This is a genomic window from Vibrio sinus (genome assembly GCF_023634645.1).
GTDB classification, from domain to species: Bacteria; Pseudomonadota; Gammaproteobacteria; order Enterobacterales; family Vibrionaceae; genus Vibrio; species Vibrio sinus.
The window spans coordinates 214606-228829 of record NZ_JAMKMR010000002.1; the positions used below are offsets into that span (position 1 = coordinate 214606).

Annotated in this window: 10 protein-coding genes and 1 riboswitch; of the genes, 7 read left to right on the forward strand and 3 right to left on the reverse strand. The window is 45.9% G+C overall.

The annotated features are described in order from the left end of the window. Window positions 1-41: 41 nt before the first annotated feature. Complete coding sequence (gene fbp / locus M9194_RS03520) at window positions 42-1055, reverse strand: class 1 fructose-bisphosphatase (protein WP_250611022.1); 1014 nt, start codon at window positions 1053-1055, stop codon at window positions 42-44. A gap of 212 nt (window positions 1056-1267) precedes the next feature. On the opposite strand from fbp, the gene mpl reads away from it, so the two are divergent. The 5 genes from mpl (at window position 1268) to thiQ (ending at window position 6815) form a co-directional block, all read left to right on the forward strand. Then, window positions 1268-2614, forward strand: a complete 1347-nt coding sequence (gene mpl, locus M9194_RS03525) for a UDP-N-acetylmuramate:L-alanyl-gamma-D-glutamyl-meso-diaminopimelate ligase (RefSeq protein WP_250611023.1) — start codon at window positions 1268-1270, stop codon at window positions 2612-2614. A gap of 10 nt (window positions 2615-2624) precedes the next feature. Beyond that, entirely contained in the window at window positions 2625-3254 is a 630-nt protein-coding gene (locus tag M9194_RS03530; RefSeq protein ID WP_250611024.1) for a flavin prenyltransferase UbiX, read from the forward strand. A gap of 38 nt (window positions 3255-3292) precedes the next feature. Beyond that, window positions 3293-3406, forward strand: a riboswitch (TPP riboswitch). Between the two features lie 87 nt (window positions 3407-3493). Beyond that, on the forward strand, window positions 3494-4477 hold the full coding sequence (thiB, locus tag M9194_RS03535) for a thiamine ABC transporter substrate binding subunit (RefSeq protein ID WP_250611136.1): 984 nt from the start codon (window positions 3494-3496) through the stop codon (window positions 4475-4477). A gap of 39 nt (window positions 4478-4516) precedes the next feature. Further along, window positions 4517-6118, forward strand: coding sequence for a thiamine/thiamine pyrophosphate ABC transporter permease ThiP (gene thiP / locus M9194_RS03540; RefSeq protein ID WP_250611025.1), 1602 nt, complete (start codon window positions 4517-4519; stop codon window positions 6116-6118). Then, window positions 6105-6815 (forward strand): thiamine ABC transporter ATP-binding protein, encoded by a 711-nt coding sequence (gene thiQ, locus M9194_RS03545; protein WP_250611026.1) that lies wholly within the window; start codon window positions 6105-6107, stop codon window positions 6813-6815. Before thiP ends, thiQ begins: the two co-directional genes overlap by 14 nt. Window positions 6816-6852: 37 nt before the next feature. On the opposite strand, the gene yjgA is transcribed toward thiQ, so the two are convergent. Next, window positions 6853-7374, reverse strand: a complete 522-nt coding sequence (yjgA, locus tag M9194_RS03550) for a ribosome biogenesis factor YjgA (protein ID WP_250611027.1) — start codon at window positions 7372-7374, stop codon at window positions 6853-6855. Window positions 7375-7493: 119 nt separating this feature from the next. On the opposite strand from yjgA, the gene pmbA reads away from it, so the two are divergent. After that, window positions 7494-8837 (forward strand): metalloprotease PmbA, encoded by a 1344-nt coding sequence (pmbA, locus tag M9194_RS03555; RefSeq protein ID WP_250611029.1) that lies wholly within the window; start codon window positions 7494-7496, stop codon window positions 8835-8837. An 86-nt stretch (window positions 8838-8923) separates the two neighbouring features. On the opposite strand, the gene M9194_RS03560 is transcribed toward pmbA, so the two are convergent. Beyond that, the gene (locus M9194_RS03560) at window positions 8924-10207 is read right to left on the reverse strand and encodes a cation:proton antiporter (RefSeq protein WP_250611030.1); all 1284 of its coding nucleotides are present in this window, start codon (window positions 10205-10207) and stop codon (window positions 8924-8926) included. A 270-nt stretch (window positions 10208-10477) separates the two neighbouring features. Here M9194_RS03560 and metH point away from each other — a divergent pair, with 270 nt between their 5' ends. Beyond that, the gene (metH, locus tag M9194_RS03565; protein WP_250611031.1) at window positions 10478-14173 is read left to right on the forward strand and encodes a methionine synthase; all 3696 of its coding nucleotides are present in this window, start codon (window positions 10478-10480) and stop codon (window positions 14171-14173) included. The last annotated feature ends 51 nt before the right edge of the window (window positions 14174-14224 follow it).

Here is a 14224-nt window from a genome sequence, read left to right on the forward strand (position 1 = left end):
ACTGAGCCCGGTTCTTTTTCAGTTAGGTGAGGAAGATTGGCCTATTCGTCTCGATATTTTTCTAAAAATGCTTCGACTTGGCGCACCATATTTTTTGAACCAACAAAGAATGGCACACGTTGGTGCAGTTCAGTCGGTTTAATATCGAGAATTCGATTTACGCCATCAGAGGCGACCCCGCCTGCTTGTTCAATGATGAACGCCATTGGGTTGCACTCATAAAGCAGACGCAATTTACCATTGGGGTAACTCTGTGTACTAGGATAGAGATAAATACCGCCTTTTAATAAGTTACGATGAAAGTCTGATACTAACGAGCCGATGTAACGCGAGGTGTAAGGGCGGTTATCTTCTGGGACATTCTCCTGGCAGTGCTTGATGTACTTTTTCACGCCCGCAGGGAATTTGATGTAGTTGCCCTCGTTGATGGAGTAAATAACGCCATCTTCTGGCACCATTAGGTTTTCATGCGAAAGGCAGAAGGTACCGATAGAAGGGTCATAGGTAAAACCGTTTACGCCATTGCCAGTGGTGTATACCAGCATGGTTGATGAGCCGTAAATGACATATCCCGCCGCCACTTGTTTGTTGCCAGGTTGCAAGAAATCTTCTTGAGTGGCTGGCGAGCCAATAGGGGAAACGCGGTGGTAGATGGAAAAGATGGTGCCGACTGAGACGTTAACATCAATATTTGATGAGCCATCGAGAGGGTCCATAAGCACCACGTATTTGGCATTTTTGCTCAGCTCTTTGTTGAAGGCTACAGCTTCGTCTTCTTCTTCGCTGGCAACGCCACACACTTGATCACGTGCTTCAAGCGCAGCTTTAAATTTTTCGTTCGCGTAAACGTCCAGTTTTTGTTGCTGCTCTCCTTGCACATTATCCGTACCGACGGCGCCGATAATATCCACAAGGCCTGCTTTATTGATTTCGCGGTTAACAATTTTTGCAGCGCGTCGAATGGAAGATAAAAGGGAAGACAAATCGCCGCTGGCGTGCGGGAAGTCGGCCTGCTTTTCTACGATAAACTCACCAAGGGTGCGCAACTCTGACATGTAGGGTCCTTAAGTTTCTCTGTATGGAATGCTATCTGTTTTATCATGTGGCAGTTAGTCTACGTATTGGATCTTATTAATGGTAACGAACTAACTGACGTAGATCTCATTTTGTTTCTCTTTGAGCAGAAATAATCGTTCTTCCTCGCTTTTGCAAGTGAAATTGAGATAATGAAACAAACAACGATTTTGGCAGGGAAGGGCATTTATCAATGCATATTCATATCTTGGGTATATGTGGTACGTTCATGGGTGGAGCGGCCGTGTTGGCTCGCCAACTAGGACACAAGGTGACAGGTAGCGATACTAACGTATACCCGCCAATGAGCACTTTGCTCGAGTCTCAAGGTATCGAAATCATCCAAGGTTTTGACCCTAGCCAATTAAGCCCAGAGCCTGATCTTGTCGTGATTGGTAATGCGTTGAGTCGTGGTAACCCTTGTGTTGAACATGTCTTGAATTCCACCATGCGTTATACCTCTGGGCCACAATGGTTGCAGGAGTTCTTATTAAAAGATCGTTGGGTGCTTGCCATCGCGGGCACGCATGGTAAAACCACAACTTCTAGCATGCTGGCTTGGATTTTAGAGTATTGTGGCTATAAACCTGGTTTTTTGGTGGGTGGTGTACTGGGTAACTTTGGCCTTTCGGCCCGTTTAGGAGAAAGCATGTTCTTCGTTGTCGAAGCGGATGAATACGACAGTGCTTTTTTTGACAAGCGTTCTAAGTTTGTTCACTATCACCCGCGCACTTTGGTGATCAATAACCTTGAGTTCGATCATGCAGATATTTTTGATGATCTGGAAGCGATAAAGCGACAGTTTCATCATCTGGTTAGAACCGTGCCAAGTAATGGTTTGATCCTTTCTCCATCGGGCGATGCCGCGGTAGAAGATGTGCTTGAGCGAGGCTGTTGGACGGACACAGAAACGGCAGGCAACAGCGAAGGCTGGAGCACAGAGAATATCCATAAAGACGGTTCTCGATTTAAGGTGTTCTATCGAGGGGATTGGGTCGGAGAAGTGGAGTGGGAGTTAGTGGGCCAGCACAATGTTGCCAATGCATTGATGGCCATTGGAGCCGCTAGACATGTTGGTGTGACGCCAGATTTAGCGTGTGAAGCGTTAGCGAAGTTCATTAATACCAAGCGCAGATTAGAACTGCTCGGTGAATATAACGGCATATCACTGTATGATGATTTCGCTCATCACCCAACGGCTATCGAGCTTACCCTGGCTGGCTTAAGGAACAAAGTCGGTGAGAGTAAAATTATTGCTGTGCTTGAACCGCGCTCAGCAACCATGAAACGGGGTGTACACAAAGCAGTGTTGGCCAGCTCGCTCGAAAAAGCAGACACTGTGTATCTGTATCAGCCAGACAATATTGACTGGTCGATGGAGGATATCGCTACTCGATGTCAGCAAAGTGCATTCGTTAGTGGGCAAATTGATGAGTTAGTCGCTAAAATTAGCAGTGAAGCCCAACCGGGCGATCATATTTTAGTAATGAGCAATGGCGGTTTTGGTGGTATCCACGAAAAATTAAAAGCGTCACTTTAGAAAGAATTGAATGACAAACCAACGACAAAATACGATTACATTAGCATTTACGGGGGCCTCAGGGGCCCCTTATGGATTGCGCTTATTGCAGTCTCTACTTGCGGCAAACTATAAGGTCTACCTTCTTATTTCTTCTGCTGCAAGAGTGGTATTAGCCACAGAGCACGACTTAAAACTCCCCAGCGGGCCGGATGCGGCAAAAAAAGCGCTAGTAAAATTGCTCGCGTGCGATCCGGAAAAATTAGAAGTTTGTGGCAAAGATGACTGGTTTTCTCCAGTTGCTTCAGGATCAGCAGCGCCAAATAAAATGGTGATTTGCCCATGCTCGGTTGGCAGTGTGGCCTCCATTGCTCATGGCATTTCTGATAACCTGATTGAGCGCGCTGCCGACGTGGTACTAAAAGAGCGCGGCCAACTCATGTTGGTGGTTAGAGAAACGCCATTTTCTACATTGCATTTAGAAAATATGCACAAGCTCTCGCAAATGGGAGCAACGATTATGCCTGCATCGCCAGGCTTTTATCACAATCCTGAATCCATCGATGATCTTGTTGATTTTATGGTGGCACGAATACTTGATCATCTAGGTATTGAACAAGAGTTGGTACCTAGGTGGGGATATGATCAACGCGATTCATGATGCATATAGCGAAAAGCAATTATAACCACTACAATCCGTACAACTCATCGGGGAGCTGGCGTTAGGCTGGCTGAGATCGAGCCCTGCTCGGGACCCGCACATTATTACCTGAACCGGATAATGCTGGCGTAGGGATTGAGTTAGGAAGTCTCGTATTAGGGTTCTCTTTCTTATCTCACTTACGCAGCAAATATGGAGCGTAAGCAGTGATGAAATTTTTTAAATCCACGTCGTTGGTAATGTCAGCTGTTCTGGCATTGTTTTCCTTTTCTTCTTTTGCCCAAGACAATAACGGCAAAACATTAACCGTATATACCTATGACTCATTCGCCGCCGATTGGGGGCCTGGGCCTGCGATTAAAAAAGCGTTCGAAAAGAAATATCACTGCACGCTGAAATTCGTTGCCTTGGATGATGGGGTCTCGATATTGAATCGTTTGAGATTGGAAGGAAAAAACAGCAAGGCAGATGTGGTACTCGGTTTGGATAACAACCTCATCACTGAAGCGCAAAAGACGGGTTTATTTGCGCCAAGTCAGGTTAACTTATCATCACTGACCGTCCCAGGCGGTTGGAAAAACAGCACATTTATCCCTTACGATTACGGCTACTTCGCCTTTGTTTACAATAAAGATAAGCTGAAAAATCCACCGAAAAGTCTAAAAGATCTGGTTGAGAATAAAAACGGAATCAAGATCATCTATGAAGATCCGCGTACTTCTACACCAGGCTTAGGTTTATTACTTTGGATGAAGTCAGTGTATGGCGACCAAGCGGCGCAAGCATGGAAAGAACTGGCGAAAAAGACCGTCACTGTAACCAAAGGTTGGTCGGAAGCGTATTCGATGTTTTTAAAGGGGGAGGCAGACATGGTGTTGTCTTATACCACTTCTCCTGCTTACCACCTTATCGAAGAAAAAACAGATAAATACGCAGCGGCGAGCTTCGCTGAAGGTGAATATTTACAAGTTGAAGTCGCGGCAAAAGTAAAAAGCAGTAAGCATCCGAAACTGGCCGAAGATTTTATGCAATTTATGCTGAGTAAGTCATTTCAATCAGTGATCCCAACAGGTAACTGGATGTACCCAGTGACGGATGTAAAACTGCCGAAGGGATTTGACACGCTTGTTGTGCCTACCCACACGCTAAGCTTTTCTCCACAAGAAGTGTCTAAACACAGCCGCGCTTGGATTCGTGAATGGCAAAATGCGCTGGCCAACTAATCATGTCTATGATGTTAATCACTAAGGTGGGATGCTGAGTTGAATTCAATCCCTAAAGTTGGCATCTGGGTCGCGATACTTATCGCGGCCTTTGTGATTTCTGCGTTAGCGGCATTGATCTTTCATGCGCCGTCGCTGGATTTGAATTCCGTGTTGGGTGATGCCTATTACCGGCATGTCACGTATTTCAGTTTCTATCAAGCGTCACTCTCGACGCTGCTCAGCGTGGGCTTGGCCATTCCCGTCTCTCATGCGTTATTTCGCAGACAATTCAAAGGCAAAAGGTTGCTGCTGAAGCTGTTTGCGACCACGTTAGTATTACCCGTGCTGGTGGGCGTATTCGGCGTGTTAGCCATTTATGGAAACAGTGGCCTGCTTGCCTCCGTATTGGCGCATTTTGATGAGAAGCTGCCATTTTCGGTCTACGGTTTAACTGGCATTTTGCTGGCGCATGTGTTTTTTAATTTGCCCTACGCCAGCCGATTGTTATTGCAAGCGTTAGAAACGGTACCCGAAGAACAACACAAGTTGTGCGCCCATCTGGGGATGAGCCACTGGCATAAGTTTAAGTGGGTGGAATGGCCGCGAATGCGTCAGCAATTACCTCATGTGATTGGATTGGTATTCATGTTGTGCTTTACCAGTTTCGCAACCGTCATGGCATTGGGGGGCGGACCGAAAGCAACGACAATTGAGCTGGCAATTTATCAAGCGATTAAGTTTGAGTTTGATTTGCAAACGGGGGCACTGCTGGCTATCTGGCAAATTCTACTGTGTGGCATTTTGTCACTGTCGATTCAGCGCTTAGCAAAACCCGTATCGGTGAGTACTGGCTCATCGGCTGCCAAGGTTATTGTCGTCAAGGACAGCATGTTGTCGAAATTGTGGGACTGGTGTTGGATTGCATTAGTGTGTCTGTTTGTACTTCCTCCCCTTGTGATGGTGGTGATAAGTGGGCTTAACGTTGACATCGGCAAAGTCTTAAGCGACTCCAACTTCTGGTTATCTCTATTGTCTTCTCTAAAGGTGGCTATTTTGGCCGCTGCGATAGCATTAGCCGCCGGTATGGCAATACTCACCACGAGCAGAGCTTGGCGACTGCGCCAGCAACATGTGAGAGCGGATCAAATAGAGCTGATCGGCACCATTATCCTGGTGACTCCTGGGTTGGTCACCAGTACTGGGCTGTTTCTTTTGATTCGCTCATTTGCTGATGCATTCAGTTATGCATTGACGGTGGTGGTATTGGTGAACGCGTTGATGGCGCTCCCTTACGTGATTAAAACGCTCTCTCAACCTATGTTGCACATTGCTCAGCAATATAAACTGCTGTGCCCAAGCCTAGGCATGAAAGGTTGGAATCGGTTTAAGTTAGTAGAGTGGCGAGCATTGAGAAAGCCACTTGCACACGCCTTTGCGATCAGTTTTATGTTCTCTATCGGTGATCTTAGCGCGATTGCCTTATTTGGTAGTCAAGATTTTAGAACCTTACCTTTGTATTTATTCCAATTGCTGGGTAGCTATCAAATGAATGCGGCTGCCGTTGTTTCGCTTACGTTGTTAATTTTAAGTCTAGGTTGTTTTAGCCTGGTAGAGCTTCTTTTTAAGGCAAACTCGAGAACTCCATATGCTGACTCTTAGTAATGTTCATTACGACTACAATAAAGCGCCTTTTTTATTTGATCTGAACGTCAAACAGGGTGAGATACTTGCTTTAATGGGACCTAGTGGTGCGGGAAAATCTACCTTGCTCGCTTTGGTGGCTGGGTTTATTGAGCCCAGCCAAGGAAGCATCGTTGCTGATGGCATGTCCGTGCTAGGAAAAGAACCTCATGCCAGACCGTTTGCCATGCTGTTTCAAGAGCACAACTTATTTGCCCATTTAACGGTAAGAGAAAATATAGGCTTGGGCCTGCACCCTGGGCTAAAACTGTCTAAGTCTCAAGTTGTACAAGTCGAGCAGGCCGCAGAGCAAGTCGGAGTGGCAACTATGCTGGATAGATTGCCCGAGCAGCTTTCAGGAGGGCAAAAACAGCGTGTGGCGTTAGCTCGTTGTTTCATTCAGCCTCATTCTATCTGGTTGCTTGACGAGCCGTTTTCTGCGCTAGATCCGATTTTACGTGAAGAGATGTTGTCTTTGGTAAAGGCGCTAGCGACACAGCGTAATATCACCGTAATCATGGTGACTCATCACTTGAGTGATGCAAAGGCCATCGCGACGAATTTTGCATTTGTGTCTGATGGTAAAGTGGCAGTAGCAGCGGATATTTCCGAGTTGTCTAGTGAGCATCCCAATCAACAACTAGGTAAATTTGTGATGGCGGGTGAGCAGAAATAAAGGCTAGTATCCCGATGGGGGCACTAGCCTTAGTTAATCACTCTTCATTGAGTGATTTTAAAGTCTGAAAGATTTCTCGAGACGCTTTGGGCGGCTTTCCAGATTTCTTTTCTTTGTTGGCTTGTCGGGCAAGCTGTCGTAAACGCTGACGGTCTACCGATGGAAAGAGCTCTACGGCATCAGCAATGGCGCTATCGCCTTCTTCGATAATTCGGTCACGAAGCTTCTCAAGCTTGTGCAGCTCTGCGGTTGCTTGCGAATGTTTATTGCGAACTTTATCGAGTGCTGCTTGAATCGGCTCGGGATCTTCGTTACGCATCAACTTACCAATGTATTGTAATTGGCGCCTTTTGGCTTCATTCTTAAAGCGCTGCGCGTCGCGAATAGCATCAGCAAGATCTTCACTTAGCGGGAATTTTTCTAACACAGCAGGCTTGAGTTCAACCAATTGTTCCCCAAGTTTTTGCAGCTCTTCCATGTCATTTTTCATTTCAGTCTTACTGACCCAAATGATCTCTTCCTCAGGTTCCCAAGGCGCTTTTTGGTTTTTGCGGGCCATCTTTACTGCCTATATCACTATCTCAAACTATAATTATGACTATTTTAACAAGAATCGTGGGGAGAAAGCGAAATTCTTGTTATTCTAACCGCTACTCAAAGCTAACAGTCAGATTCGAAATGGACGTAAAACAGCAAGTCGCTCAGCAACAAGCCGAGTTAGAAGCCGCGGTCGCGAAAGCATTAGATATGGCCTCTGCCAGTTGCGATGGTGCAGAAGTCGCCATTACTAAATCAACTGGGTTAAGTGTTTCAACCCGAATGTGTGAAGTTGAAAATGTCGAGTTCAATAGCGATGGTGCACTCGGTATTACCGTGTATCGCGATCAAAAAAAGGGCAGTGCGTCCACGTCAGATTTAAGCGAAGAAGCCATTAAGCAGACCGTAGCAGCGGCTTTAGATATTGCTCAATACACCAGCGAGGACCCTTGCTCGGGTCCGGCTCCCAAAGAATTAATGGTCAAAGAAGTGTTAGATCTGGATCTTTTCCACCCTGACACCCCCGACCCTGATACGGCTGCACAAATTGCCATCGCAGCGGAAGAAAAAGCGTTAGCGTATAGCGACAAAATCAAACAAAGTGATGGGGCGACCTACGATAGTCACTATGGTGTCAAAGTATATGGCAACAGCCATGGGTTGCTAGCCAGTTATGCATCAAGCCGCCACAGCACCAGTTGTTGTGTGATTGGCCAAGGTGAAAATGGCGAAATGGAACGTGATTACAGTTATACCGTTTCTCGTCATCGTGATGATTTATGGTCGCCAGAAACAGTTGGCCTAAAAGCGGCGGAAAGAACCGTAAAACGCTTAGACGCCAAAAAGCTGAGCACAGGCCAGTATCCCATAATGTTTGGTTCGGACGTCGCGACAGGTTTGATTGGTCATCTTATGATGGCTATCAGTGGTGGCAATCTGTATCGAAAATCTTCTTTCTTGCTCGACCATTTGGGCAAGCAAGTGCTTCCTGATTGGTTTTACATTGATGAGAGGCCGCATTTAGCAAGAGGGTTGGCGTCGACGCCTTTTGACAATGAAGGCGTGATCACCAAAGATCTCGATATTATCACTGACGGTGTACTCTCAACCTATCTTCTCACCAGCTATGCCGCGCGCAAAATGAATATGACGCCAACGGGCCATGCTGGAGGCATTCATAACTGGTTTGTTAAATCGACCGGACAGAGCTTTGAGCAACTTGTTAAAGAGCTAAGTACAGGATTACTCGTCACTGAGGTGATGGGTCAGGGCGTGAATATTGTGACTGGTGATTATTCTCGTGGCGCTGCGGGATTCTGGGTGGAAAATGGTGAAATTCAATATCCTGTCTCAGGCATTACTATTGCGGGTAATTTGAAAGATATGTTCCAGCAGATTGTTGCGGTTGGCAGCGACATTGAAACCCGCTCGCAAATTCAAACGGGCTCGATTTTATTAGAGTCGATGAAAGTAGCGGGTGAATAACAAGCAATTTGTATGCTTGCTATAGAGATAGAAAATGGCCAATCAGTTGATTGGCCATTTTTTTAACCTGTTTTGATTAGTACGCTCTAATCGAGCTTTTGCTGCTCTTCAAGGTTTGCTTTGTTGATCATGGGCGTGATGCTCGAACCTTGAACCAGGATAGAGAACACCACCACCGAGTAGGTCATAACGAGAATAATTTCTTTTACATCAATCGCCTTCTCTTCAATCACCCATATACCGGATGGAATGGACAATGCCATGGCTAGCGCTAGGCCACCTCTGAGCCCTCCCCAAGTGAGGATATTGATGGACCATGAGTTGTATTGGCGATACCGTTTGAAGCCAAGGTAAGAGAAAAACACACTTAAGTAGCGAGCGCCCAATACTAATGGCACAGAAATGGCCATCAGAATCCAATCTTCCTTATGGAACTCGAACAGCAGCATCGACATACCAATAAGTAGAAATAACACGCCGTTGAGAAATTCATCCACAAGTTCCCAGAAGTGATCTAAGTGTTGATCGCTTTCCTTAGAAAAGCCGATGTATCGAGTCCAATTACCTATCATAATGCCAGATACCACCATGGCTAGCGGGCCAGACACGTGTAGCACTTCAGCAAACGCATAACCTGCGGTAGGCACAGCGATGGTTAACAACAGTTCCATTGAATGATCATCGGTTGCTGAAATCAGGTAATGGAAGATAACGCCCAGCACTAATCCATAACTGATCCCACCAATCGCTTCTTGTAAGAATAACCCCGTTACGCTGCCTATAGTCGGCGACTCTGAGCCAAATGCGACGGTGAAAATGGTCACGAAAATGACTAAGCCAAAACCATCGTTAAACAAGGACTCGCCTTCTATTTGCGTCGAGATTCTTTCTGGTGCTTTGAGCTTTTTTACAATGGCAAGTACAGCGATAGGATCGGTCGGTGAGATGAGCGCACCAAATAATAAGCAATAAATTAAATCAAAATTAATACCGAGTAGTTGGCATAAGGCGTATAGGACGAAGCCAATAAAAAAGGTAGAAAACAATGTTGCGCCAAGGGCAAGGACAGTGATTTCCCACTTTTGATCTTTTAAGTGGGGCAGCTTAATACCAAGCCCGCCAGCAAACAGCAAGAAGCCAAGAATGCCTTTTAATAAGAAGTCTTCAAAATTGATTCGAGAAATCACATCGGTGGCGATGCTGGTTAAGTGAAACCAATCATTTTGTCCTGCAATGAGAATCAACAAAGACAGAGTCATTGAGCCTGCGGTGATCGCAATAGTGGTTTGCATCTTACCTATTTTGCTGTTGATAAAGGCAATGAACATCGCGGCTGCAGATAAAAAACAAAGCGTGTAATACACAGACATGTTGCTGAACTCAGTAGGACAAAAATGTGAAGCGGATTTTCTAAGTATGTTAATAAAATAGCAAACAATTTTACCGAACACCTACTCACTATTTGACTTAATTCAAATAGGCTATGGGCAGCTCAAGTATCTTTTGAGCATATTGTAACGTTTCATGAACATCACTCGTTTCAATCACACTTTGCAAGTAAGATTTAAATTTTTGGACGTCTAGACTCCTATCTAAACTGTGGTAGGATGGAGAAAAGTGATAACAATTGAGGCTGTATTGTGGGAAGCGGCGTAACACAACAAAATGAAGTAAGACGACAGATAACTGCTCGACTCAATCAAGGTATTTTACTCATCGATGGTGGTATGGGAACCATGATTCAGGGGCATAAGCTTGATGAGCAAGGCTACCGCGGTGAGCGGTTTGCCAATTGGCATTGTGATTTGAAAGGAAACAATGATCTTTTAGTTCTTACTCAGCCTCAGATCATCAAGGATATCCATTCGGCCTATTTAGAAGCAGGCGCTGATATCTTAGAGACCAATACCTTCAATGCCACTCCCATTGCGATGGCCGACTACGAAATGGAAAGCCTCAGTGAAGAGATTAACTACGCCGCGGCGAAATTAGCCAGAGAGGTGGCAGACGAGTGGACCGCCAAAACACCAGATAAACCTAGGTATGTGGCTGGGGTACTAGGTCCAACTAACCGTACTTGCTCTATCTCTCCTGATGTCAATGATCCGGGTTTTCGTAATGTCAGTTTTGACGAGCTGGTCGAAGCTTATTCTGAATCTACGCGAGCATTAATTAAAGGTGGTGCGGATCTGATATTGATTGAAACCATCTTTGATACGCTAAACGCCAAAGCCTGCGCGTTTGCGGTAGAAAGTGTGTTCGAGCAGATGTCATTAAAGCTCCCAGTTATGATTTCAGGCACCATTACCGATGCATCGGGCAGGACTTTATCAGGGCAAACCACGGAAGCATTCTACAATGCGCTGCGACACGTAAACCCCATTTCTTTTGGTTTGAACTGCGCTTTGGGGCCAGATGAGTTACGCCCGTATGTTGAAGAGCTGTCACGCATTTCTGAAACTTATGTTTCGGCGCACCCCAATGCGGGGTTACCAAACGCTTTTGGTGAGTACGACTTATCGCCAGACGACATGGCCATCCATGTCAAAGAGTGGGCGCAAAGCGGCTTTTTAAACATTATCGGCGGGTGTTGCGGCACAACACCAGAGCATATTCGTAAAATGGCGGAGGCGGTGGCAAGCGTTGCCCCGCGAGCGCTTCCTGATATTCCTACCGCTTGCCGTTTATCAGGCCTTGAGCCACTGACAATCGAAAAAGAAACCTTGTTTGTCAACGTGGGTGAACGAACCAACGTGACAGGCTCAGCGCGCTTTAAAAGGCTTATTAAGGAAGAGCTGTATGATGAAGCACTAGAGGTGGCCAGGCAGCAAGTGGAAAATGGCGCGCAAATTATCGACATCAACATGGATGAAGGGATGTTAGATGCCGAAGCGTGCATGGTGAAATTTCTTAACTTATGTGCCTCAGAGCCAGAAATTTCCAAAGTGCCGATTATGGTCGATTCCTCCAAGTGGGAAGTGATTGAAGCGGGACTGAAATGTATTCAAGGCAAGGGAATTGTTAACTCCATTTCGTTAAAAGAAGGCAAAGAAAAATTTGTCGAACAGGCCAAGCTGATACGACGTTATGGTGCGGCCGTCATCGTCATGGCATTTGATGAAGTAGGCCAAGCGGAAACGCGTGAGCGAAAATTGGAAATCTGTACCAACGCTTATCGGGTGCTGGTCGACGAAGTCGGTTTTCCTCCGGAAGATATTATCTTTGACCCCAATATTTTCGCAGTGGCGACAGGAATAGACGAACATAACAATTATGCGGTGGACTTTATCAATGCGGTCGCAGATATCAAACGAGATCTCCCCTATGCGATGATTTCTGGTGGCGTATCGAATGTGTCGTTTTCTTTTCGTGGCAATAATTATGTGCGTGAAGCGATACATGCTGTTTTTCTTTACCATTGCTTTAAAAATGGTATGGATATGGGCATTGTTAACGCCGGTCAATTAGAAATTTACGATAATGTACCCGAGAAACTGCGTGAAGCCGTTGAAGATGTGGTCCTTAATCGCCGAGATGATGCGACTGAAAGGCTGCTTGATATTGCTGGAGAATATGCCGGAAAAGGCGGTAATAAAGAAGACGACGCGAGCGCGTTAGAGTGGCGCACATGGTCGGTTGAAAAACGCTTGGAGCATGCTTTGGTGAAAGGCATCACTGAGTTTATTGTTGATGATACTGAAGAAGCTCGTCTTAATGCGAATAAACCGCTAGAAGTCATTGAAGGCCCGCTCATGGATGGCATGAATGTGGTGGGTGATCTATTCGGCGAAGGCAAGATGTTTCTTCCCCAGGTGGTAAAATCGGCTCGCGTTATGAAGCAAGCGGTCGCGCATTTAGAGCCTTATATCAATGCGGAAAAGCAGGCTGGTCAATCCAATGGCAAAATCTTGCTAGCTACCGTGAAAGGCGATGTACATGATATCGGTAAAAACATCGTAGGGGTGGTTTTGCAATGCAACAACTACGACATTATTGATCTCGGTGTCATGGTGCCATGTGAAAAAATTCTTAAAGTGGCGAAAGAAGAAAATGTCGACATTATTGGTCTATCAGGTTTGATTACCCCCTCATTGGATGAAATGGTCCACGTTGCTAAAGAGATGGAACGACAAGGTTTTGATTTACCACTTTTGATTGGTGGCGCAACCACATCAAAAGCGCATACTGCGGTGAAGATAGAACACAACTACCATCAGCCTGTGGTTTACGTCAATAATGCCTCACGAGCGGTTGGTGTATGTACGTCGCTTTTGTCCGATGAACTGCGCCCTAACTTCATCGAAAAGCTCAATATCGATTACGAGCGAGTCAGAGATCAACACAATCGAAAAACACCGAGAACTAAGCCAGTGACGCTTGAGCGGGCTAGGGAAAATAGCGTAGCGATAGATTGGCAACGCTATACGCCACCTCAGCCTAAAAAAGCAGGTGTGCATGTTTTCGAGGATTTTGACGTTGCAGAATTAAGAAAATATATCGATTGGACGCCATTTTTTATGACTTGGTCTTTGATGGGTAAATATCCCGCCATTTTGCAGCATGAAGAAGTTGGTGAAGAGGCGCAAAAGCTGTTTAATGATGCCAATGCATTATTGGATCGAATTGAGCAAGAAAAATTGCTTAAAGCCAGTGGTATGTGTGCATTGTTTCCCGCCTCTAGCATCGGGGATGACATCGAAGTGTACAGTGATGAGTCTCGTACGGAAGTGGTGAAAGTTTTGCATCACCTTCGCCAACAGACAGAAAAGCCAAAAGGCTACAACTATTGCCTTGCTGATTATGTTGCTCCTAAATCGAGTGGTAAACTCGACTGGATAGGGGCCTTTGCGGTCACGGGTGGTATTGGTGAGCGAGAACTGGCGGATGAATACAAGGCCAAAGGTGACGACTACAACGCGATTATGATTCAAGCGGTGGCAGATCGTCTTGCCGAAGCGTTCGCCGAGTATCTGCATGAACGCGTTCGTAAGGACATCTGGGGTTACGCTGAGCAAGAAAACTTAACCAACGAAGAGCTAATTCGTGAGCGCTATCAAGGTATTCGCCCCGCACCTGGATACCCAGCGTGTCCAGAGCATACGGAAAAAGAGACGCTTTGGCAGCTATTAAATGTGGAACAAACCATCGGTATGTCACTGACCTCTAGCTATGCCATGTGGCCAGGTGCTTCGGTATCTGGTTGGTATTTCTCTCACCCAGATTCACGTTATTTTGCCGTTGCGCAAATCCAACATGATCAATTAGAGAGCTATGCCGATCGGAAAGGTTGGGATAAACAAACGGCTGAAAAGTGGTTGGCACCAAACTTAGATTAACTTGCTTCTCATGTTAGGGCGTGTTGTATGAGGCCAGCGAACGCTGGCCTG

Excerpts from the sequence above, each read along its gene's own strand:
- fbp (WP_250611022.1), bottom strand. The coding sequence starts at position 1,055 with ATGTCAGAGTTGCGCACCCTTGGTGAGTTTATCGTAGAAAAGCAGGCC.
- mpl (WP_250611023.1), top strand. The coding sequence starts at position 1,268 with ATGCATATTCATATCTTGGGTATATGTGGTACGTTCATGGGTGGAGCG.
- M9194_RS03530 (WP_250611024.1), top strand. The coding sequence starts at position 2,625 with ATGACAAACCAACGACAAAATACGATTACATTAGCATTTACGGGGGCC.
- thiB (WP_250611136.1), top strand. The coding sequence starts at position 3,494 with ATGTCAGCTGTTCTGGCATTGTTTTCCTTTTCTTCTTTTGCCCAAGAC.
- thiQ (WP_250611026.1), top strand. The coding sequence starts at position 6,105 with ATGCTGACTCTTAGTAATGTTCATTACGACTACAATAAAGCGCCTTTT.
- yjgA (WP_250611027.1), bottom strand. The coding sequence starts at position 7,374 with ATGGCCCGCAAAAACCAAAAAGCGCCTTGGGAACCTGAGGAAGAGATC.
- pmbA (WP_250611029.1), top strand. The coding sequence starts at position 7,494 with ATGGACGTAAAACAGCAAGTCGCTCAGCAACAAGCCGAGTTAGAAGCC.
- M9194_RS03560 (WP_250611030.1), bottom strand. The coding sequence starts at position 10,207 with ATGTCTGTGTATTACACGCTTTGTTTTTTATCTGCAGCCGCGATGTTC.